This window comes from Holdemania sp. 1001302B_160321_E10 (genome assembly GCF_015552275.1).
Classification (GTDB): Bacteria; Bacillota_I; Bacilli_A; order Erysipelotrichales; family Erysipelotrichaceae; genus Holdemania.
Genome location: NZ_JADNEM010000014.1, coordinates 85,512 through 107,893 on the forward strand (window position 1 = coordinate 85,512; position 22,382 = coordinate 107,893).

General features: G+C 52.4%; 21 protein-coding genes and 1 tRNA gene. 9 read left to right on the top strand and 13 right to left on the bottom strand.

Annotated features, from left to right (window positions below):
• Positions 1–38: 38 nt before the first annotated feature.
• Both I2D94_RS10155 and I2D94_RS10160 read right to left on the bottom strand, forming a co-directional pair.
• Positions 39–926 (bottom strand): SDR family oxidoreductase, encoded by an 888-nt coding sequence (locus I2D94_RS10155; RefSeq protein ID WP_195396731.1) that lies wholly within the window; start codon positions 924–926, stop codon positions 39–41.
• 186 nt (positions 927–1,112) lie between these two features.
• Positions 1,113–2,213, bottom strand: a complete 1,101-nt coding sequence (locus tag I2D94_RS10160; RefSeq protein ID WP_195396733.1) for a M20 family metallopeptidase — start codon at positions 2,211–2,213, stop codon at positions 1,113–1,115.
• Between the two features lie 119 nt (positions 2,214–2,332).
• Between I2D94_RS10160 and I2D94_RS10165 the strand changes: the two genes are divergently transcribed.
• From I2D94_RS10165 to I2D94_RS10185, 5 genes are all read left to right on the top strand, one after another.
• On the top strand, positions 2,333–3,925 hold the full coding sequence (locus I2D94_RS10165; RefSeq protein WP_072684085.1) for an NAD(P)/FAD-dependent oxidoreductase: 1,593 nt from the start codon (positions 2,333–2,335) through the stop codon (positions 3,923–3,925).
• Entirely contained in the window at positions 3,922–4,692 is a 771-nt protein-coding gene (locus I2D94_RS10170; RefSeq protein WP_195396735.1) for a threonine/serine exporter family protein, read from the top strand. Before I2D94_RS10165 ends, I2D94_RS10170 begins: the two co-directional genes overlap by 4 nt.
• Positions 4,686–5,108, top strand: coding sequence for a threonine/serine exporter family protein (locus I2D94_RS10175; protein ID WP_072684083.1), 423 nt, complete (start codon positions 4,686–4,688; stop codon positions 5,106–5,108). Before I2D94_RS10170 ends, I2D94_RS10175 begins: the two co-directional genes overlap by 7 nt.
• 267 nt (positions 5,109–5,375) lie before the next feature.
• On the top strand, positions 5,376–6,638 hold the full coding sequence (locus I2D94_RS10180) for a glycosyltransferase family 2 protein (RefSeq protein WP_229056845.1): 1,263 nt from the start codon (positions 5,376–5,378) through the stop codon (positions 6,636–6,638).
• A 343-nt stretch (positions 6,639–6,981) separates the two neighbouring features.
• Positions 6,982–8,127 (top strand): S1C family serine protease, encoded by a 1,146-nt coding sequence (locus I2D94_RS10185; RefSeq protein ID WP_072684081.1) that lies wholly within the window; start codon positions 6,982–6,984, stop codon positions 8,125–8,127.
• A gap of 167 nt (positions 8,128–8,294) precedes the next feature.
• Here the strand turns inward: I2D94_RS10185 and I2D94_RS10190 are convergent, their stop codons facing one another.
• A complete protein-coding gene (locus tag I2D94_RS10190) occupies positions 8,295–10,367 on the bottom strand; it encodes an elongation factor G (protein ID WP_072684080.1) in 2,073 nt (690 codons plus the stop codon).
• 11 nt (positions 10,368–10,378) lie between these two features.
• Positions 10,379–11,047 (bottom strand): ankyrin repeat domain-containing protein, encoded by a 669-nt coding sequence (locus I2D94_RS10195; RefSeq protein WP_072684079.1) that lies wholly within the window; start codon positions 11,045–11,047, stop codon positions 10,379–10,381.
• A 597-nt stretch (positions 11,048–11,644) separates the two neighbouring features.
• Here I2D94_RS10195 and I2D94_RS10200 point away from each other — a divergent pair.
• Positions 11,645–12,394 carry a sugar isomerase domain-containing protein gene (locus I2D94_RS10200; protein WP_072684078.1) on the top strand — a complete coding sequence of 250 codons (750 nt, stop codon included), beginning with the start codon at positions 11,645–11,647 and terminating at the stop codon, positions 12,392–12,394.
• A 102-nt stretch (positions 12,395–12,496) separates the two neighbouring features.
• Here the strand turns inward: I2D94_RS10200 and I2D94_RS10205 are convergent, their stop codons facing one another.
• Together I2D94_RS10205 and I2D94_RS10210 are read right to left on the bottom strand one after the other, a co-directional pair.
• Positions 12,497–13,645 carry a MalY/PatB family protein gene (locus I2D94_RS10205; RefSeq protein ID WP_195396737.1) on the bottom strand — a complete coding sequence of 383 codons (1,149 nt, stop codon included), beginning with the start codon at positions 13,643–13,645 and terminating at the stop codon, positions 12,497–12,499.
• A 108-nt stretch (positions 13,646–13,753) separates the two neighbouring features.
• The gene (locus I2D94_RS10210) at positions 13,754–14,434 is read right to left on the bottom strand and encodes a peptidoglycan-binding protein (protein WP_072684076.1); all 681 of its coding nucleotides are present in this window, start codon (positions 14,432–14,434) and stop codon (positions 13,754–13,756) included.
• A 138-nt stretch (positions 14,435–14,572) separates the two neighbouring features.
• On the opposite strand from I2D94_RS10210, the gene I2D94_RS10215 reads away from it, so the two are divergent.
• Positions 14,573–15,067, top strand: coding sequence for a peptidoglycan-binding protein (locus tag I2D94_RS10215; RefSeq protein WP_072684075.1), 495 nt, complete (start codon positions 14,573–14,575; stop codon positions 15,065–15,067).
• 73 nt (positions 15,068–15,140) lie between these two features.
• Here I2D94_RS10215 and I2D94_RS10220 read toward each other — a convergent pair whose 3' ends face one another.
• The 6 genes from I2D94_RS10220 to I2D94_RS10245 form a co-directional block, all read right to left on the bottom strand.
• On the bottom strand, positions 15,141–15,644 hold the full coding sequence (locus tag I2D94_RS10220) for a hypothetical protein (RefSeq protein ID WP_072684074.1): 504 nt from the start codon (positions 15,642–15,644) through the stop codon (positions 15,141–15,143).
• Between the two features lie 84 nt (positions 15,645–15,728).
• Entirely contained in the window at positions 15,729–17,663 is a 1,935-nt protein-coding gene (locus I2D94_RS10225; protein WP_072684073.1) for a sensor histidine kinase KdpD, read from the bottom strand.
• Positions 17,638–18,333 carry a response regulator transcription factor gene (locus tag I2D94_RS10230; RefSeq protein WP_072684072.1) on the bottom strand — a complete coding sequence of 232 codons (696 nt, stop codon included), beginning with the start codon at positions 18,331–18,333 and terminating at the stop codon, positions 17,638–17,640. Before I2D94_RS10230 ends, I2D94_RS10225 begins: the two co-directional genes overlap by 26 nt.
• A gap of 82 nt (positions 18,334–18,415) precedes the next feature.
• Positions 18,416–19,105, bottom strand: a complete 690-nt coding sequence (locus I2D94_RS10235; protein ID WP_072684071.1) for a M48 family metallopeptidase — start codon at positions 19,103–19,105, stop codon at positions 18,416–18,418.
• Positions 19,106–19,269: 164 nt separating this feature from the next.
• The gene (locus I2D94_RS10240) at positions 19,270–20,295 is read right to left on the bottom strand and encodes a DUF4097 family beta strand repeat-containing protein (RefSeq protein ID WP_195396739.1); all 1,026 of its coding nucleotides are present in this window, start codon (positions 20,293–20,295) and stop codon (positions 19,270–19,272) included.
• Positions 20,292–20,609, bottom strand: a complete 318-nt coding sequence (locus tag I2D94_RS10245; protein WP_072684069.1) for a PadR family transcriptional regulator — start codon at positions 20,607–20,609, stop codon at positions 20,292–20,294. The genes I2D94_RS10240 and I2D94_RS10245 overlap by 4 nt, the downstream gene beginning before the upstream one ends.
• Before the next feature lie 130 nt (positions 20,610–20,739).
• Here I2D94_RS10245 and I2D94_RS10250 point away from each other — a divergent pair, with 130 nt between their 5' ends.
• A complete protein-coding gene (locus I2D94_RS10250; protein WP_072684068.1) occupies positions 20,740–21,456 on the top strand; it encodes an RcpC/CpaB family pilus assembly protein in 717 nt (238 codons plus the stop codon).
• A gap of 83 nt (positions 21,457–21,539) precedes the next feature.
• A tRNA-His gene (locus I2D94_RS10255) sits at positions 21,540–21,616 on the top strand.
• Positions 21,617–22,034: 418 nt separating this feature from the next.
• On the opposite strand, the gene I2D94_RS10260 is transcribed toward I2D94_RS10255, so the two are convergent.
• Positions 22,035–22,277, bottom strand: a complete 243-nt coding sequence (locus tag I2D94_RS10260) for a DUF948 domain-containing protein (protein ID WP_195396740.1) — start codon at positions 22,275–22,277, stop codon at positions 22,035–22,037.
• Positions 22,278–22,382 lie beyond the last annotated feature (105 nt).

Sequence of the window (22,382 nt, forward strand, 5' to 3'; positions counted from 1 at the left end):
CAGGAAATGAAATTTTTCTGAAAATGAATGACAATCTTTCACCGCGGCATACCGGCATGACTGGCCTGAATTGAAGTTTCCAGCAGTTTCAACATTTCGTAATGTGTTTCTGCCTCCCCGGGCTTAGAGGTGTGCGGACAATGCCAGACATGCATGCCGTTAAGTCCCTGCTGCATCAGCCACACGGCCATTGTGATTCCGGTTGGAAGCAGCTTCGCCCCCAAAATAGCGAGCCGCGTCAGCGTTCCATAAACGGAGCGGCGTCTGCCTTTCTGACTGTCAGAAATTGCCGCCCGGGCGACCGGGGCCGGATCCGTGATCGGAAACATCCGCACAACGTCGGGTCTGGCCGTGGTTTGCGCCTTATTGAGCAGCGGGGTTCTCATCCAGCAGGGACAGACCGAGGTCACCGTGATCCCCCGCGGCTTCAGCTCGACGGCTAACGCCAGTGAAAACCGGTCGATAAACGCCTTGCTTGCCGCATAGACACTGAAATACGGCAGCGGCTGAAAGGCGGCTTGGGAAGCCGTGTTGACAATCCGGCTGCCCGGGGGCATATAGGGCAGGCAGTTCCATGTCATTTCCACGACCGCGCGGCAGTTGAGATCGACGATCCGCGCCGCTTCCAACGCTTCCAGCTTTTCAAACGGACCGAACTTGCCGATCCCCGCGTTGTTGATCAGCCAGCGGATCTCTGGTTTTTCCAGACTTAAACGACGATGAAAATCCACCAAAGCGTCCAGCTGCATCAGATCAATTTCGACCGGAACGATCCGGGCGCCGAAATCCTGAACCAGCCGCTGCAGCCGGGCCGGTGTTTTGGCCAGCGCCCAGATTTCATCCACATTTGATTCTTCCAGGATCAGCCGCGTATATTCCCGACCCAAACCGCTGTCTGCACCGGTGATCACCGCAATTTTTTTCATAACACCCCTCTTTTCCGATTCATTATTCTTCCTCTTTAGTATGGCTGCTTCTTCCCGTTTACCCGGAAAGTCCGCTGCCTTTTTTAACCTTTATGCCGGTCTTTTGAGATGGCGGAAAACATTTCAATGCCCGCCATACCTAAAAAAGGCTGAGTCACACCCCAGCCTTCCTAGCGTTTCCTATGTTTACAGATCAATGTTCATCAGCGCCAGGTCGGTCTTAATCCCTTCCTGCAGCACCTGTTCGTCAAAATTGAAATGGCAGTTATGCAGCGCGATGCCCGTGCCTGTGCCCAAGAAGAAGAACACGCCCGGGATTTTCCGCTGATAGAACGCGAAATCCTCCGCGATCATTTCCGGCTTGTCCATCACCTGCAGCTGCGGCAGAAGCGCCTGCGCCTTCGCAAACAGCGGGGTGTCGTTGATCACGGCCGGATAGCCTTCCGTATAATCAAACACGATCTGGCAGCCAGTTTCCTGTTCCAGCTGTTGCATGATCGCCTTCGTCTGATCGATCATCCAGTCGAACGTGGCGTCCTGAAACGACCGGTAGGAGCCTTCCAGCACCGCGGTTTCCGGCAGGATGTTGCGCACCGTGCCGGCGTGGAAATTTCCGAACTTTAAAATCCGGTATTGGTTCGGAGCAATTTTCTTTTCCATCGCGTACAGGCGGCATAACAGCTCCGCGCCGATCGCCAGCGCGTCGATGCCCTCATCCGGTTTGGCGCAATGGGTGCTCTTGCCCTTGACCGTCACCGTGACCTCGCTGGCGTGCGCCATCATCTCCTCCGGCCGGCTGGCTACGGTCCCGGCAGGGATAAACGGCCACAAATGCGTGCCGAAGATCGCCTTGACGTTGTACTTTTCAAAAATCCCGGTATCGCAGATCGGCTTGGCGCCCCCGACCGTTTCCTCCGAGGGCTGGAAGATTAACAGAATGTTGTTTTTCCAACCGCTGCGGTCAAGCTGATCCAGCTCCTGGGCAAATCCCAGCAGCATCGCCATGTGGCCGTCGTGGCCGCAGGCGTGCATTTTCCCCGGATGGCGCGAGGCGAATTCCAGCCCCGTTTCTTCCTGGATCGGCAGCGCGTCCATATCGGCGCGATACGCCAGCGTTGCCGGCCGGCCGGCGTCAAAGTAGGCGGCTACGCCCGTTTCCAACAGCTCGATGAGCTCGCAATGCAGTGTTTTTAAGACGGAAACAACATACTCCCTGGTTTTAAATTCTGTGAAGCTGGTTTCCGGAATCTGATGCAGATCCCGGCGGAATTGTGTCGCTTGATTCATACGGAAGACTCCTTTCGTGATTCTCTCTCATTCATTGTAACGATCTTGTAAAATTCGTCAAGCAAAGAGCGCACACTGTCATAAGATTTGTTATAATGGAGGACAGGAGTTGATCAACCATGCTGCAAATATCCAATTTACAGCTTTCGCTGGATGAAAATCCGCAAAGCCTGGAATCCCTGATTATGAAGAAACTGCGGCTGCGTCCGGGCCGTCTGACATCCTGGAAAATCGTGAAGGAATCGCTGGACGCGCGCAAGAAACCGCTGCGGTTTGTCTATACCGTCCTGGTTGAAACGCCGGGCGAAGCTCAGATCCTCAAAAAGAAACTGACCCATGTCAGCGCGGCTGAACCTTATCGCTATCAGCCGCCCAAGCCGGTTTCCTTTGACGGCCCGCGGCCGGTTGTCGTCGGCTTCGGCCCGTGCGGCATGTTCGCGGCGCTGTTGTTAGCCGAGGCGGGACTGCGGCCGATTGTGCTGGAGCGCGGCGCAGACGTCGATCAGCGTGTGAAGGACGTCGAAACCTATTGGCAAGGCGGGCCGCTGAATCCGCAAAGCAATGTGCAGTTCGGCGAAGGCGGCGCGGGTACTTTTTCCGACGGCAAGCTGACGACGCGCGTCAAAGATGTGCGGATTGTCAAAGTGATGGACGAGCTGATTGAAGCGGGCGCGGATCCGGAGATCGGCTATCAGGCGCATCCGCATATCGGCACCGACCGGCTGCGGCAGATCGTCAAAAACATCCGGCTGAAAATCCAGCGGCTGGGCGGCGAGGTCCGCTTCAACACACCGATGACCGCGCTGTTCACGGATGAAAACGGAGTCTGCGCGATTGCGGCCGGGGATCAGCGGATCGCCTGCCGCCAGCTGGTGCTGGCGCTGGGCCACAGTGCGCGCGATACGTTTACGATGCTGCACGAAGCCGGGATCGCGATGGAAGCCAAGGACTTTGCGGTCGGCGTGCGTGTCGAGCATCCGCAAAAACTGATCGATCAGAATCAATATAAGGAAGCCTCCGGCCATCCGCGTTTAAAAAGCGCGGAATACCGGCTGACCTGTCAGACGCGGGAAGGCCGCGGCGTTTATTCGTTCTGCATGTGTCCCGGCGGCATGGTCGTCGCCAGCGCCAGCGAGGACGAAGCGATCGTGACCAACGGAATGAGCGAATACGCCCGCGATCAGGCCAATGCCAACAGTGCTCTGTTAGTCCAGGTGCGCCGCAGCGATTTCGGCGAGGGCGTGCTGGATGGCATGCATTATCAGCAGGAACTTGAACACCGGGCGTGGATTTTGGGCGGCCGCTGCGGCAAAGCGCCGTGCCAGCGGATCGCGGACTACCTGGCCGCCCAGCCTTCCCACGATTACGGGATTGTGATTCCCAGCTACAGCCGCGGGGTGACGATGACGGATCTGCATCCGCTGTTTTCCCCCTCCATCAATAGAGCATTGACGGAAGCGCTGCGTTATTTTGATCAGAAAATTCCCGGGTTTATCGAAACCGACGCGCTGATGACAGGTGTCGAAACCCGGTCTTCCTCGCCGGTACGGATCCTAAGGAACGAACAATTTCAGAGCTTAACCACCCCGGGTCTGTACCCGGCGGGCGAAGGCGCGGGCTATGCCGGCGGAATCGTGTCGGCCGCGATCGACGGGCTGCGTGTTGGTGAACAGATCCTTCGCGATGGAGAAAGCGTGGGATTCAGAAAATGACCCACGATTTTGATCAGCTGCTGCAAAGTGCAGCCTACGCCGGCCAGCTGTTGTTGGAAAGCGGCGCAGAGATTTACCGCGTCGAGGACACGATCTGCCGGATCTGCCTGAATTACGGCGCTCAGGAGGCCAGCAGCATCGTGCTGCCGACCGGCATCTTCGTCACGATCGTCGCCGGCGGGCGTTCCGTCAGCAAGATCGTCCGGATCAAGTCGCGCGGTCTGGATATCGACCGGATCGACCGGATCAACACGCTCTCCCGCCAAAGCAGGACGCTGACGCTGGACGAATTTCTAACACAGCTGCGCGCGATCGCCCGGCTTCACCCGTACTCACTTTCGCGCCGGATTGCGGCTGGGGCGTTAGGCGCGGGTGGATTCACCTTATTCTTCGGCGGGCAATTTCCCGATCTGTGCTGCGCGCTGGTCATCGGCGGCCTGATTGAAGGATGCAGTTCGATTTTGGAACAACGCCAGTTTCCGTCCTTCTTCGCAATCAGCCTGTGCTCGGCTCTCACCGCGCTGTTGGCGATCGTCTTCAATCAAACCGGACTGGCGCCGTCGTTAGACGCGTTAATCATCGGCTGTCTGATGCTTCTGGTCCCCGGTCTGGCGATTACCAACGCGATCCGCGACAGCCTGTCCGGCGATCTGATCTCCGGGATGACCCGCGGCGTCGAGGCTTTCCTGATCGCGATTGCCGTGGCGTTAGGACCCGGCCTGGTCATGAGTCTGTGGATGATGCTGGGAGGAAACCCGCTATGGTGATCAAACTGATCGGAGCCTTTCTCGCTGAAATCGGCTTTGGCATTTTGTTTAATATTCATGATCGGAAACTGTTGGCGGCGGCGCTCACCGGAACCCTGGGCAGTCTGATCTATGAACTGGTGATGCAGGTTCACGGCGGCGAAGTGCTGGCAATGTTTCTGGCAGCCTGCGGACTGTGTCTGGTCAGCGAGCTGCTTGCCCGGCGCATGAAAACCCCGGTCACGACGTTTCTGATCTGCGCCCTGATCCCCCTGGTTCCCGGAGGCGGCATGTATTATACAATGCTGGCCATCATCCAGGGCAACACGATGAACGCTTTGGAAATCGGAATTCACACGTTGGGCTGCGCCGGCGCACTGGCGCTGGGAATTGCCCTGACCAGTGCTTTCTTCTCCTTTTCGATGAAAAAATCATGAAAAATCATGCGAAACCTGAATTTTTTCAGGTTTTTTATGTATAATTAACGTCATTCTGATGACATACTAAGGTCTGAGCTCATCTCTTAAGAAGTCTGAAAGTTTCTTACATTTTTCTTAAAATAAACAAAAACTTTCATGACTAATGTGAATTTTTCTTCACAGAGATTGCATTTCTTCTTCAGCCGTTTAAAATAGAATCCAGCATCCGGATTTTGGGGGGTGCTGCTTTTTACAGGGTGAAAATCCGAAGAAAGGACCATGTATATGCTAGAAAGTTTAAACGCATTTAATTTTACAATTTTTCTCTTATTCCTGCTTCTCTATCTCTATCAGATCATTTATGCCGGGATCGTCCTGTTTGGCAAAAAGAAGCCGGCGCCTGAAGCGAAGCAGATGCACCGCTATGGCGTCATCATCGCCGCGCGCAACGAAGCGACCGTCATCCGCGAACTGCTTCAGAGCATTAAGGCGCAGAATTATCCGGACGGGCTTGTCACGGCATTTGTGGTCGCTGATAACTGCACTGACAACACGGCCGAGCTGGCGCAGATGGAAGGTGCAGTCGTATATGAACGTTTCAATCAGCTCAAGGTCGGCAAAGGCTACGCGCTGGATTACGCGTTCAAGCACATCATGAAGGAATATCCCAAAGATTGGTTTGAGGCTTATTTTGTCTTTGACGCCGACAATCTGCTCGATCCGAACTATATTCGGGAAATGAACAAAGTCTTCGATTCCGGCTATGAAATCATCACCAGCTACCGCAACTCCAAGAATTACGATTCCAACTGGATTTCCGCCGGGTATTCGCTGTGGTTTTTACGCGAATCAAAATATCTGAACCAGGCGCGGATGATGTGCGGCTCCAGCTGTGCGATCTCCGGCACCGGCTTCATGATTTCCAATCAGATCGTTAAAGCGAACAACGGCTGGAAGCATCACTTACTGACCGAAGATATCGAATTCTCCGTCGACAGCGTCCTGCACGGATTAAAGATCGGCTATTGCGGCGACGCGGTGCTGTATGACGAACAGCCCTGCACGTTTGAACAATCGTGGAAACAGCGGCTGCGCTGGTCCAAGGGTTTCTATCAGGTTTTCGGTAAGTACGGCACTTCCCTGGTCAAACGGATTCTCAAGGAGCACGATTTCAGCAGCTACGATATGACGATGACGATTGCGCCGGCGCTGTTCGTTTCCCTGTTCAGCGTGTTGATCAACTCGCTGGCTCTGGTATGGACATTGTTTGTTCAGCGTGACCCGGAAGTCTTATCCGTAACATTGGGCGCCATCACCGCTTCCGTCACGAATTACTATTTGATCCTGTACGCATTCGGCATCCTGACCACCGTTACGGAATGGAACAATATCCATTGCAGCGCTATGAAAAAAATCCTGTATACTTTCTCCTTTCCGATCTTTATTTTCACCTATGTTCCGATTGCGATCGAAGCGTTGTTCAAGAAGATCGAATGGAGTCCAATCACGCATACCATCGCCAAATCAATTCAGGAAATACGCGATTAACCGCGTATTTTTTTATCAGCTTCCTTAACGGAAACTGAATTTCGCACTGTCACAAACTACAAGCAAAACAGAGCGCAGGCAAGAAGAAACTTTTGACATAACCGGAAACGTTATGAGACAAAGGGATTGGGGTCCGGCATGGGAAGCCGCCTTATGCTCTCACTGCGCAAAGTTTATAATTCAAACGTTTTCAGCCTGATTTCAGATTTTTGACGCGGGAATTGCTCAGTTTTAGACATTTTGTCTAAAAAGTCGTCGCCCGTCAAGGCAAGTTTACAATTTCTTCACACAAACTTCACGGATTCTTCCTATAATAAAAACGATAAGAAAGAAGGAAATAAAAATGTTCGATTCTGAATTTTTGGATTCCGATACCGCGGCGATTCAAAAAGAACTGCGGTCAATGAAAAGAACCTTCCGCCTCGGATTAGCCGCTTGCGCGCTGTTATCCGGAGTGATCGGCTTTTCTGCCGGGACGCTGGCCGCTAAAAGTCAGAAAGGCAGCGTCGTTGTCCAGAGCGTAGAGCGCCTGCCTCAGAATCTTGAGAATGTGCCTGTGACCTCGATCAATATTCCGACCGTCGCCGCCCGGACGCAGAACAGCGTCGTGGAGATCCGCACGGAATCGGTGACCAACAGCTTGTTCCTGCGCCAGTTTGTCACGGAAGGCGCCGGCAGCGGGGTGATCATTTCCGAGGATGGCTACATCGTCACCAACAACCATGTGATTCAGGACGCCCGTTCGATCACCGTTGCGCTGCATGATGGTACGACATACCAGGCGCAGCTGGTCGCAACGGATTCCAAAATGGATATCGGCGTTATCAAGATTGACGCTTCCGGTCTGACCCCGGCAATTCTGGGCGATTCCGATTCGCTGTCGGTCGGCGAGCCGGTCGTGGCCGTCGGCAATCCGTTAGGCCAGCTGGGCGGGACGGTTACCAACGGTATCGTCAGCGCGCTCGACCGGGAAATCATTCTGAACAATGAGCGCCGGAACCTGCTTCAGACCAACGCCGCCATTAATCCGGGCAACTCCGGAGGCGGTCTGTTCAATGCCAATGGCGAACTGGTCGGCATCGTCGTCGCCAAATCTTCCGGTGAAGACGTCGAGGGCCTGGGCTTCGCGATTCCAGTCAACGATGCAAAACCGATTATTGAGGATCTGATATCGCAGGGTTATGTCGGCGGCCGCGTATCGTTGGGCATCACTGCGCTGGATCTGACGACAGCGCAGCTGGCCGCTCAGTACGGCTATAAAACGCCGGGCGTCTACGTTCAATCTGTCGTCGAAAACTCCAGCGCCGCCAACGGCGGGCTGCAGCCGGGCGACTGCTTCGTTTCGATCAACGATACGGCGATTGAAGCCATCTCTGACGTCACCACGATTCTCAACAACAGCTCAGTCGGCGATCAGCTTGAAATCACCGTCAAGCGGGATGGCAGGATCGTCGAACTCACCGTCACCCTGCAGGAGAAAAAAGGATAGTCTTGAAAAGCTGGCTGCGGCCAGCTTTTTATAATGCACTAAGAAACGAAAGGAATTTTCATCTTTCCAATTTTAAAGACGCTGTCCGACGGTATTTCATTGATCAAAGCGAAAGCGAAAAAAAGGAAAGGATCTGATTTTATCCAGTCCTTTCCGCTTTAATTCTATCAATCTTCGTCGTTCGCAACATTCGCAGCTTTGATCACCTTATCGGCAATCGGCTGCGGCGCCGGTTCGTAACGATCGAATTCGATGATAAAGGATCCGCGGCCCTGCGTCATTGAACGCAGTTCGGTCGAATATTTCATCATTTCCGCCATCGGCACTTCAGCGGTAATCTTCTGTTCTTTTTCATCGACCAGATCCATACCGAGGATAATACCGCGGCGTTTGTTGAAATCACCGATGATCGTGCCGGTATATTCTTCAGGAATCAGAACCTCAACCTTGCCGATCGGTTCCAACAGAATCGGCTTGGCTTTCGGCATGCCGGCCTTATAGGCCAGACGGGCCGCGGCCTTAAACGCGATTTCCTTGGAGTCAACCTCGTGATAAGAGCCGTCGGTCAGCGTCGCCTTGACGCCGACAACCTTGTATCCGGCCAGTACGCCTTTTTCCATGCATTCCCGCAGACCTGCTTCAACCGCCGGGAAATACTGCTTTGGAACCGCGCCGCCGAAGACGGATTCCGCAAACACCATTTCATCGCCGTCGCATGGTTCAAATTTAACGAAGACATGACCATACTGCCCCGCCCCGCCGGACTGCTTTTTATGCTTGCCTTCCGCCGTGACTGTACCGCGGATTGTTTCACGGTACTGAACCTTCGGTTCCGTCGTATCGACTTCCACTTTGTATTTTGATTTCAGCTTGCTTAAAATGACGTCGATATGCTGCACACCCATGCCGTACAGCACCGTTTCCTTGGTTTCTTTATTCTTATCCAGACGAATTGACGGGTCTTCCTCGCACATCCGCTGCAGACCCATGCTCATCTTGTCTTCATCCGCTTTGGTCTTCGGCCAGATCGCAACGCCCAGCATCGGCTTCGGGAATTCAATCGGCGCATACGTCACCGGCTTGGACCGGGTTGCCAGCGTATCGTTGGTATCCGTAAACTGCAGTTTGACCACTGCGCCGATATCGCCGGTAAACAGCTTGCCGACCGCGATCTGATGCTTGCCCTTGACGATGTAAATCTGATTCAGTTTTTCAATTTTATCCTTCTGAACGTTTAAGACCTGCGCATCCGTGCTCATAACGCCGGTCATGACCTTTAACAATGAAATCTTGCCGACAAACGGATCAATAATCGTTTTGAAGACCTGCGCTGTGAACGCTTCCTGTTCGTTGGTTTCCATCAGAATCGGAATTCCATCCGGATCCAGCGCTTCAATCATGCCTTTTTCCGCATAGCTCGGGAAGTATTCGCGAATCAGATCCAACAACCGTTCAATGCCGGTAACCTGCGTCGCACTGCCGCAGTAAACCGGTCGGATATCGCCGTTGCGCACGCCGATCCGCAAGCCCTTGGCCACTTCATGTTCGTCAAAGCTCTCGCCGCTGAAGAATTTTTCCATCAGCTCGTCGTCGGCCATTGCGATCGCCTCCGCGATCTGGCTGTAATATTCCTCAACGATGTCTTTCAGCTCGTCCGGGACTTCCTTCGGTGTCGTTCGATCGTCATAATACCATGCTTTTTTACGCAGAATGTTGACCGAACCGACAACCTTGCCTTCGCGCTGAATCGGAACTTCAAACGGAATGACCGTCTTGCCGAAATGTTCGCGCAGCTGATTGTAGGTCTGATCAAACGAAGCATTTTCCTCGTCGATCTTGTTGATGAAGAAAATTGTCGGCAGTTTCTTACGGGTAACGATTTTCCACGCTTTTTCCGTTCCCGATTCCACGCCGTCTTTAGCGCCGACGACGATCAGCGCGTTATCGCCGACCGCGATGCCGCACTGCGCCTCGCCCTCATAATCCAGATAACCCGGCGTATCAATAAAATTGATTTTACATTCTTTCCATTCCACCGGAGCGATGGAGGTATAGACGGACAGCCCGCGTTTCACTTCTTCCGCGTCGTTATCCATCACGCTGGTTCCGTCGATCGTTTTGCCCAGCCGGTCCGTTGCCTTGGTAAAATATAATGCAGCTTCCACGACGCTGGACTTGCCCGCGCCGCTGTGTCCCATCAGAACGATGTTGCGGACTTCATTCGCTAAATAATCTCTCATGCTGCTTCCCCCTACTTCAAATGCTCTTTCAGCTCAGCGAAGCAGTGCTCGCGGACATAATGAATTGCAAGATTGCCCTGGAAATCCTTGATGCTCTTATCCGCGCCCTGGTCCAGAAGGTACAGAACCAAATCGACATAACCGCTATAACTCGCTCTCATCAACGCCGTGCAGCCCGCATTATCCTGCATGTTGATATCCGCGCCATGTTCGATCAGATATTTGATGACGTCAACTTTGCACGCCAGAACCGCTTCCATTAACGCGGTCCGCCCCTTGCTGTCGCGGGCGTTGACATTCGCTCCATTTTCCACCAGATATTCCACAACTTCACTCTGACCCAAGAACGAAGCCCGCATCAGAGAAGTCCGGCCGTTGTCGTCATGCGAATTCACATCGGATCCAGCTTCGACCAACATCTTGACGATGCCCAGATGACCTTTTTTCGCCGCGCCCATCAACGCCGTCTTATTGTTGACGTCGCGAGCCCGGACATTGGCTCCGTTATCCAGCAGAAAACGCACGATATCTTCATAGCCGCGCTTGGCGCTGCGCATCAAAGCGGTCCGTCCGTCGCCGTTGGAAACGTTAACGTTCGCCCCTTTGGAAACACAGGCGCAGACTTTCGCGAAATCGCCGGCTGCCGCCGCATCCCAGAACTCTTTGTTTGTTTGATCCATAATGAATTCCTCCTTTTATTTATTCATCAAACAATGTACCTTCCATACCTCATTCCGAATCTCGGAACCCCTTGCGGCATAGCCCGCAAAAGTATTCCTGAACTTCTGATCCCTGCCGCCGTATTGTATGCTTCCTGCCGCCGGCTTTTTCAAGGATCCTCATTCAGGCGTAGGTGGATTTACACCGCTGCCTCTCTTGTCTGACCGCTGTGACGCATCCTTTTCTTATTGCGTCGTTCCATTGAGTAGACAAAAAAGATGGACAGTCTAAATCCATCTTAAAAACAACTGATTTTTTCCAAAAGAACCCCGCCGAAAACACCTTCAGCTCTAACATCTCCATTTTGAGGGGCGCCAAAAACTAAGCCTTTCTTCTGGTTCATGATGTTTCACTCCATTCCGGTCTTGGTTCTTTATAGCTTTATTGTAACCGATTTCATTTTTTGTTCAAGACCTTTCTTCACGAATTTCCATGAAAATAAGTTTCAATTTGTTACATTTTGTAAATTCTTTCATTTTGTTTTTTTCTTCCGTTTTGGACTTCTTTTTTACAAACGAAGTTGTTACAATGAAAGCAATGAGAAAAAGGAGATTCTTATGGAAGCCTGGAAAAATTACTTCAACGTCATGAACGAAATCATCGCCAAGGTTATGGACAGTCAGGGCGAAAACATCATGAAAGCTGCCACTTTGTGCGCCGACGTTTCGCAGCGGGGAGGTCTGATCTATGGATTGGGCGCGGGCCATTCCCATTTGGTCATTGAAGACGCCTTCTGGCGCGCCGCCACCGTCGCCAATTATGCCGCGCTGCTGGAACCCAGCGTCACCGGCACTTTTGACATCACCAAGAGCTACCTGATGGAAAACACCTACGAGATCGGCCGCCATATCGTCGATTATCACCGCGTCACGCCCAATGACTGCATGATCATCATTTCCAATTCCGGCAACAATATCGTACCGGTGGACGCTGCCTTGCGCGCCAAAGAAAAAGGCATTCCGACGATCGCGATCACGGCCGTCGAATACAGCGATTATCTGACGACCAAGCATAAAAGCGGCAGGAAATTAAAAGACGTCTGCGATATTGTATTAGATAATTGTTCGCTGATCGGCGACGCGGCGGTCCAGATCGAAGGCTTCCCGATGAAGATCGGCTCGACCTCGACGATCCCGGCCGTTTATCTGCAAAACGCCGTGCTGACCCAGACGGTGGAGCTGCTTGTCCAGCGCGGATTGGATCCGGACGTCTACTTCAACGGCCACATCGCCTTTATGGACGCCTCGGCAGCGGAGCATAACGACAAACTCGTCGATAAATACTTCTATCGCATCCGCAACTTGTAGGCCAGCGCTTCCCGACTTGGCCTTGCCAAACAACACCGCCGGTCTGCTTGAAGCGCAGACCGGCGGTGTTCTTATTTTTATGCTCTGGCGTCTTTCTTTCCTTCAGCACGATTGCGAAAGCGCGCGGATCAGCCGCTCCGCCGCCGTCACAATCACGCTGCGGGGCGCGGCGATATTCAAGCGGATAAACGGTTTGCCGGATTGATAATGCGAACCGGTGCTGCCATAGATATGACAGCGGTTTTCAAACAGATCGACGACTTCCGCGTCGGTTTTACAGCAGCCGCTGCAGTCTACCCACAACAGAAACGTCGATTCCAGCCGCATCGGCTTCAGCGGCACGCCGGCCGTTTTCAGCATCGCGCAAAAAACCCGCGCGTTTTCCTGCACATACGCCTTCGCCTGGTCCAGCCACGCCGCGCCTTCCTCACTGTAAGCGGCCAGCGCGGCTGCGTGCGAGAAAGTCTGATTATTCATATACGCCAGCGCATCACGCTCGCGTTGGACCGCCTGCGCCTGATCAGCGTCGGGGATAAACATAAACGAACATTGCATCCCCTGCAGGTTAAACGTCTTGCTTGGCGATAAAAGGGTAATTACATTCTGATCAAGAGCGCTGGCCGCCGTCATTGTCCCATATACCCAATCCGCATGGATCTCATCGGCGATCACGGCGATGTGATATCGGCGGCACAACGATAACATCGCGTCCAGCTCCTGCGGACTGAACACCCGGGAGGTCGGATTGTGCGGCGAACATAGAATAAACATCCTTACCTCGCTGAGCTTCGCTTCAAAATCAGCCAGATCCAGTTCATAATGATCGTCCTTCTGAATCAGTTCGTTGATCACGCAGCGCCGCTGATTCAGCTCAGCGACTTTGCGGAATGGACTATACGAAGGATTCTGGATCAGTATTCCGTCCCCCGGCTGCGTCAGCGCCCTCACGCACAGTGCAATCGCAGTGTTGACGCTGGGCGCGATCTGAATTGTCTGCGGATCCAGAATTGCTCCGCTGTGTTCCTTTGCCCACGCGCACACCCGTTTTGGCAAGACCTCGTCAAATTGCTGATAGCCGTAAAACGGATGCGCCGCCCGCTCGACGATGGCCTGTGTGATCGCTTTGCAGCAAGGCAGATCCATGTCCGCCAGCGTCATCACCAGCGCATCCTGAGGCCGCTGTGCGGTTTTAGCCTGACTGTACTTGACGCAGTGCGTATTTCTGCGGTCGATGTATTCATCAAAATTCATGGTTGGTCTTCTCCCTCTTATTTTCATTATAACACCTTTTCCCACGATCCACGCAAACGAAAATGGCCCTGAAATCAGGCCATTTCATTCTTTTCTTTCCGTTGAAGTTCAGTCTGCGATGTCATCATCAATACCGGGAACCGGCCGCAGCTGGGACATCAACGCTTCCCAGGTCAGTCTTCCGATAATTCCATCCGCAACCAGCCCCTGATCCCGCTGAAACGCCCGTACGACCCGATCAAGTTCCGCGTCAAACACGCCGCTGATCTTCGTGACTGGATAGCCCAGCGCCCACAGCGCATCCTGCGCCACACAGACCTCGGTCTTCTGATCGCCTTTCTGAATCTGCGCGAACGGAACAAAGTCGCTGGCCGCTTCATTTTGATGATGCATGTGGGCTTCAATCCGGGTATGCTGCAGGTCGGTGATCACATCTAACAACTCCTGATCCTCCGCCAGCGTGACCAGCTGCTGCAGCCCCGACAGCGACAGGTTTCGTCCCAGATCAACTCCTGTCCCCAGCATGTGCGTTAAAATCATCGGTTCCTCAGCGCTCCACGCCCGCCGAAACGCCCGGCTGATGCGCGGCTTCATGCCAAACCGCCGGATCAGTTCATCCGTTGACCGCAGAAACCGCCGGGTCGACCAGCCAATCGTTCGGCTGTGGGAATTACGCATGAACTCGCCGACTGTAAACCGGCAGCAAGCCGTATAAGGCATGTTATCGCAGCAGCGCAGCGAATACGTTTCCATCTTATCGGTTTGATCGTTGTAAATCAAAATTCTCATGGTTTTCACCTCCAGTATACCGTATGCAGCTCACGCAGAAGAGAAAAGGCCAATAACCAAATGAATTCCCGTTAGGCACGTTCCCTTTCGGTCCTCTCCCTTAGACATACCTTGTTAATGAAAGGAGGATTTACTCACATGGCTTATGTTATTCGCAGAGGGTATACCGGCCTGGCGGTCAAGAAAATGCAGCAGTATCTGAACGTCCTGCGCTCTTCATACCCTGACCTTCCTGTTTTAAAAGAAGACGGCTCCTTCGGACCCGCCACAGAAAACGCTGTCATGATTTTCCAAAGACACACCGGTTTAACGGCCGACGGAATCATCGGTACCCTGACCTGGGATAAAATTATCGCTAAATACAAGGCGAATCCCGGCCCCGGTCCGAATCCCGACCCGGATCCCGGCAGCGGGCAGCCGCCGCTGGAATACGGCGACACGGGACTGGAAGTCCAGAAAATGCAGAACTATCTGAATCGGCTTACGCTGCCGTCGACCCCGATTACAGCCGACGGCGTTTTCGGCGCCAAAACCGAAGCCAAGGTCATTGCGTTTCAAAATGCCCACAGTCTGACGCCGGATGGCAAAATTGGCGAAAAGACCTGGGATAAGATCATCGCCTTAATCGACTAGACAAAAATAAAACCGGAATCTCCACCTCGGAAGTTCCGGTTTTTTTCATGCTTCAGATCGTTGCCCGGCCGCGTTATTTCTGCACAGGTTCAGGATGTTCAGCCTGACTGACCGCTTTTTCTACCGTCTGCAAATAGTTCTGAATCGTGATCGTGCACTGCGTCCGCAGATCTTCGTTCGCCGCTTTGCCTTCCTCATCGACGTCCACAGCGTCCAGACCATGCGCGACGATGTAGTCTTCCAGCGCTTTGATCTGCTCGCTCCAGCCGGCGATCGCCTGTTCACCCAGCTTATACTGATCGCCCAGCGCTTTCTTCGTCGTATCTTCGGTGATCTCGTCGATCGAAACCCAGCTGATTTTGCCGTCCTTCATCTGAACGGACACGATCGGCGTTCCAAACGCCGTTGTTTCCCCGACGATATCGCTGGCTTCCGTGATGGCCGGATCAATCGTCGGCAGAGCGGATGGCGACGGACTGGGCGAAGCGGAAGGCGCGGGCTGCGAATTATTTTTATTCCAGGAACAGCCGGCCAGCACCGCCAGACAGATTCCGGCGCACAGAATGATTTTCTTCATGAAACTGCCTCCTTTTCATTCTGCCCTTAGTCTGCCCCGTACCGGCCTGTTTTATCAGATCAGAATCCAGGAAAGCCGCTGAGCTTACATTTCAGCGTGGTCCTGCGGCAATTCCGCAAATCGAATTTCAATTTTAAACAGATCACCGTCGGCGCTGACCTCAATCTGCCCCTTCATCAAAGTCACGAAAGTTTCCGCAATCGCCAGTCCCAGTCCGGAGCCCTCGGTGGAGCGGGATACATCGCCGCGGACAAACCGTTCGGTCAGAGAACCGGGATCAAATTTCAGCTCGTAATTCGCAATGTTTTTAAAACTGATGCAAATCTGATCATCCATGCGTTCAATCTGGATGTAGACGCGGGTATTTTCCATCGAATATTTGATCGCGTTGGTAATCAGATTGTCAAAAACATTATACAATCGTCCGCCGTCGGCCAGAATATAGCCCGGCGTGTCCAGATACTGAATCTTGAACTCCAAGGAACTGGCCTCGATCTTTTCGTCCAGCTCAGCCAGCGTCTGCATCAGCAGTCCGTTGATTTCCAGCCTGCGCAGATCCATCTGCAGGTTGCCGCTGGCGGCTTTGGAGATCTCAAACAGATCCTGGATCAGATTCTTCAGCCGCACGCTTTTCTGCGTGATGATCCGCACGTAATCCCGCGCGTATTCCGGCTGGATTTCCGCTTTCGTCAACAGGTCGGAGTAGTTGATCAGCGAGGTGATCGGCGTCTTTAAATCATGCGATACATTCGTGATCAATTCAATTTTCAGCTTTTCGCTCTTAAGCTGCTCCTCCACCTGATGACTGACGCCTTCGCGGATCTTTTCAAGATTATCGCTGACCGGCTGCAGCAGACTGCCTTCGCTCAATTCAAAGCTTTCGTTGAGCCGGCCGCGGCGAATATTTTCCACCTGCTGCGCCAGCGTCGCAGAGTCCTGCATGAATGTCATCATCCGCCTGATATAGAGAAACAAAACAAGAAATGCCGCCGCAAAGATCAAGACGAACACCAGAATGCCGATAAAGCCTAAGAAGGAAGAAAACATCATCGTCCATAAAATAAACGCGCAGACGACCTCGAACACCACTAAAAGCAGAAATTCTGTCAGCCATTTTTTCTGATAGCCATAGGGGCCGCTGATCAGCCTGACAGTCTTCATCGCAGAATTCAGGATATTATGATGGAAGGGTTTCAGGCCATGGAAATGCAGCTCGTTGACTAAAACATAGAATTCCCAAAACGTCACCGTAGCCGATAACGGCAACGGCAGCCACAAAGAAAGCATCATCACTGTCAGCACCAGCACCAGGCCCAGCTTTACTTCAATCCAGAAATTCGCGGTAAACTGCGCCAGCCCCTCGTTAAAGGCTGTAATTGCCGTCCGCTTGAACACGCCGTAGGCCAGCGTGATAAAAAACAGGCACAAGGAAGAATAGAAGCAGATCTTGAGATTATTCATGGATTCCTGAAAATAAGTATAGCTGTAATACATCGGCGTGTTGTAAGCAAGCTGATCGGGAATCACCAACGCCAGCCGCTCGACTTTTTCCTGCGAATACAGCTTGAGCAGACTGACCGCTGTTTCCGCGGTTTCCCGCGTAATCGTCTTCTGATCAATCAGAAAGTAGCCGCCGCGGTAGGTGATCTGCGGCGTTTCGCCCTGCTGCCAGGTCAGCGTCAGCATGCCTTTGCCGCCATACTGTTGTAAAAACTGATCGTAAGTCAGCTTCAGATCATCTTCGCTGTTGAAATAAATCTCTTTCTGTTCGACAACATAATGCAGATTGTAGTACAGGTCTTCCTGCACTTCCATGGCCAGCGGCGTTTCATCATAAAGCAGCTGCGCCAGATCCTGCAGGCTCTGCTGGATCATCTGTTTGGGATACAGGGCCTGCTTGCCCTGCGCGGAATACAGCGTTTCCACCGTCAGCGACGAGGTGAACAACAGCCCCGTCAGCAGCACGAAAAAAAGCAGGAACGCCAGAAACCCGCTAGTTTTTCTCGATCTTGTATCCAATCCCCCACACCACCTTTATATACCGGGGATTCTTCGGATCGATCTCAATTTTTTCCCGAATCCGCCGGATGTGCACCGCGACCGTGTTCTCACTCTGGAAGCTGGTTTCATTCCACACTCGTTCATAGATCTCGTCGATCGAGAACACCCGGTTGAGATTCGTCAAGAACAGCTCCAGGATTCGATATTCGATCGGCGTCACCTTGACCGGTTCGCCTTCCAGCGTGACCGTCTTGGCTTCCAGATCAATGCTCAGACCGCCGACCTCGATCACCGTTCCGGTTTCCGCCGTCGCCCCCAACTGCATGTAGCGGCGCAGCTGCGATTTGACGCGGGCGATCATTTCCAGCGGATTAAATGGTTTTGTGATATAATCGTCAGCCCCGATGTTCAAGCCCAGCACCTTATCCATGTCCTCTGACTTGGCAGACAGGATAATGATCGGAATGTTGGAGGTTTCCCGAATATGCATGATCGCCTGAATGCCATCCATCTTCGGCATCATCACGTCCATCAGAATGCAGTGGATCTTCTGTTGATTCAGGATTTCCAGGGCTTCCATGCCATTATAGGCTTTAAAAATTTCATAGCCTTCGCTCTTCAGATAAATTTCAATCGCGTCGGCAATTTCATGATCATCGTCCACAACTAAGATTTTATAGTTTTCCATCAGTCCTATCCTCCCCGCTTTTCTCTTTTATAACCTTACCAGACAAATCTTAAGCGTTTCCATTGTTTTCCTTACAGTTTTCTTACAAATCCCCATTTAACAGGGCTTTGCGCACTTCATAGTCCGGCATGTGATGCAAAATAACCGCGTAAAACCGCTGCGAATGGTTCGGCACGATCAAATGCGCGTATTCATGCCACAGCACGGCATCAACGCAGGCCAGCGGATAATGAATCAGCTTCAGATTCAGCGTAATCTTGGATTTAGCCGGAATGCAGCTGCCCCAACGGCTTGTCATGCGCCGGTAGTGGATCGAAGGCTGCGCGAGATGATAATCGGCGATCACCTGATCCCAGCGCGGCCGCAGCTGTCCAATTTCGGCCTCCAGACTGGTTTTGGCAAACTGATCGAAGGCCCGCCGCTTTGTTTCCGGCTGCGAATCCGGACCATAGAGAACCAGCCGCTCCGATTGCAGGCGGGGTTTGCCTTTGCCGATCACCCACTGCAGCTGTACCGGCCGGCCATATACCGCCAGACTCCCGTCAGCCGAGGATTCCGCCTGTCTGGCCTGCCGCTGGGCAAGCTTTTCGGCATGCGCCGCAATCCAGCTGCGCTTCGTTTCGATAAACCGCAGGATTTCCGCCGTCGAACAGGCGTAAGGTGCGCTGACAAGCAATTCGTCCGGCGTTTTCAAGCGCAGGATTAAATTGCGGATCGGTTTGCGCTGAATCGTCAGCCGCAGCGTTTTCCCATTGATATTCAAGCTTTCCATGAGCCGCACTCCTTTAGAGGTTTTATTATAGCATAAAACCGGAAACAACGAAACGGCGCCCTGCCGGACGCCGTCGTCTTTTTGTCTGCCTAATTCTCCTCAAAGCCCGCGCAATGCGTTATTCAAACATCTCCGGGTCATTTTTTAAGGTGATAGAACAGTTGTCAGTCGCTGATTTTAAAATCGCCGCTGATCGTCTTCACGGCGATTTGCGCATGCCCGTCGCCGGCTCTCAGCTGGCGGCCCTGCCGCTGCAGCGGTAAGCCGATATGCTGGCCAAGATCGCCGGAGATCGTTGAGAAGCTGCATAGAAAACCGGTTGTGCGCGGCAGCTTTAAATGAATGTCGCCGCTGATCGTATCGAGCTTCAGACTCTCGGCTTCTTCAATCGACAAGTCCAGATCGCCGCTTTTGCTTTCCGCCAGCACCGCCTGGAAGCAGCCCTGAACCTTTAGATCGCCGGAAGTCGTGCGGAACTTGCCCAGCTTCCCTTCCGCCTGAGTGATGTCAAGATCGCCGCTGACAGATGCCGCCTGGACTAATTCGCCACGCACTGCCGCCTGGATATCACCGGAGGTCGACGTAAGCTGAACCGCTTCGGCGTCCAAGGCGCGGATTTCAATATCCCCGCTCTGTGTGACGACCGCAAGCTTACCGCAGCTTATCGCTTCCCTCAGGCGGATATCGCCGCTCATCCCGGTGATTTTAATGTCCAGGCACGCAGCCGGCAGCGTGACGTCCAGCCGCAGATGCTCGCCCGCCCCGGCCCGCAGCCAGCTGTTCTGCAAGCGATGCACATGAATATGATAAATATCGCCTTCCTGAAAGGTATCCAAACGATAATTATGCACCCGCAGCGGATTGCGGCTGTCATAGAACTCGACCAGCACCTCACTGCCATTTCCCTGTCTGAGCGTAATATCGGCGCTGTCCGCCTCAATGACAACCGCAGACAATGAGCTGGCGTCCGGCTGAGCTTCCGTCTGCGACTGATGATGCGGCCGGGTGTTCAATTCACTGATCAGCTCCGCAGGATCACCCAGTTCCGCGCTGATTTCCTCTTCACTCCGTCCCTCGCTCAGCCCCTGATCAAAATGATCGGCAAAATCCTGAAGAATTTCCTTCGCCGTCGTTTCGTCAACAGCCTCCAGATCCATCTGCAGCCGTTCCATGTATTCTTTTCTGTTCATGCTTCTCCTTTCCGGATGAGTTCATCCACTAAACGTACAAATTCACGCCATTCGCCTTGTAACTGTTGTTCGTGGGACCGGCCTTTTTCCGTCAGCCGGTAATACTTGCGGGCTGGACCTTCTGCGGATTCCACCAGATAGGTCTCCACATCGCCGTCGTCTTTCAGCCGCTTTAGAATTAAATACAACGTTCCGGCCGCGACCGTCATTTTCTGCGAGATTGCTTCTGTCAGCTCATAGCCATATTGATCATCCTGCGCTAACAAGGACAACACACACATTTCCAGCACGCCTTTCTTAAACTGAGCGTTCATCCAATCCCTCCTTCTAACAAGATCATATCACTAGCTATTCTATATTGCAATATACTATTCATTAAAATTTTAAAAAATTGTAAGGCAATTTGCGAATTTCCGCAATATTTATAGTAGGAGGATTTTATCTATGAAGAAAAAAATCGCAACGACCCTCGCAGTTTCTGCCGCAGCTCTTATCCTCATTCTCAGCGGGATTTTATTATTCCGGCAGGAGCTGGCCCGACGTCTGTCTTTGGTTTCTGTTCCCGTCAGCGTCTCAACCCTGCCGCCTCGTCATTTGATCGCGGCGGACGATCTGATCTGGATTGACGTGCCTTCCGCTTACCTGCAAGCTGACGTTTTATGCCGGGAAGAAGAGCTTGTCGGTTCCTGGACACGGCTTGAGGGCACAATTCCGGCCGGTTCTTTGTTCTATCGGGAAATGGTTGAAACGCCGGCAGCGATGGCAGATTTCAGCGTAACTTTATTGAACGAAGGTCAGGCGGTCTTCCCTTTGACCATAGCGGTCAGCGAGATCAGCGGCCAGTTGATGCAGCCGGGACAGAAGGTCGATCTTTACGTCTATGGACAATGGCCAGAAGGTCAGGAAATGATGGACTGCCTGCTGCGTGGGGTACGCGTTCTGGAGCTGCAGAACCGCAATGGCGAACGAATCACTCAGGCGGACGACACGCTGCCTTCAACGGTGTTGTTAGCTGTTGATCAAGCTTATCTCACTGCCTTGTCCATCGCGGAGAAAAAAGGACGAATCGAGTTATATTTAACCGCCGGCAGTTATGCGGAATCTGAATGTCAGTTAGTTGAGGACAGTGAGGTGCTTCGCTGGCTAAAAAACGAGCGTTAAACTTTTGATCGCGCTCTTCTTCTTTTTTTGAAATTTATGCTTTACAAATTCCGCCATCTAGGGTAAAATAGTATTCGCTGATGGCGGTCGTGGTGAAGTTGGTTAACACTCTGGATTGTGGCTCCAGCATTCGCGAGTTCGAGTCTCGTCGATCGCCCCATTAAGTTAAAATAAAGCGCCTAACAAAGGCGTTTTTTATATATTTCATGAAATTTGCCATATCTTTTGCCATATTTTTTAGAACACTTGATATTGAATACAATTAAAATGGGTGATATACAATGAACGTCTATAAAAAGCAAGTTATAGTCAATGGCGATTACTTAACTAATGGGCAGATCGTGCCAAGATCATTCCGACTCAAAGAAATGATGAATGTATATAATGTTGAGAAGATAATTGGTCATGTCCCTGTTCAGGCGTCCCTGGCCGGAATGTGCGGTGAATGCTGGATCGTCAAAGTGTCAGGTGTGCAGAGAAATCTATATAAGGAATCAAACGGTAAATGGTATATCGAATCCGTTAAACCATAATAAAAAGCCCCACCCTCCGGCATTGGAAGGTGGGGTGTTTGCTATTTAATGACTATGTTCCAGATCTGTGATCCGTTGCTCGTGATCGTCCAGCTTATCGTGAATACGCCGATGACTATCCGAGTTTTTGACAGCTAGGTCATTGACCTCCTCATGAGCACGTTTTTTGAGATCGTCGTAATCCCTTTGCAGCTGCTCGACGGTTACCGTCAGTTTGGTGATACTGGTATTGAGGTTGATCACCGGCCGGCCGACCGTAAAAAACAGGCCGACGATGGCAATCAACACCCCTACTACTCCCCACTCGCTCATGGCCTACTCCTTATCAGGCTTGTCCTGCTTGGCAAAATAAAAGGTTACGATCATCGTAACCAACGGCACAAACTGCTCTGC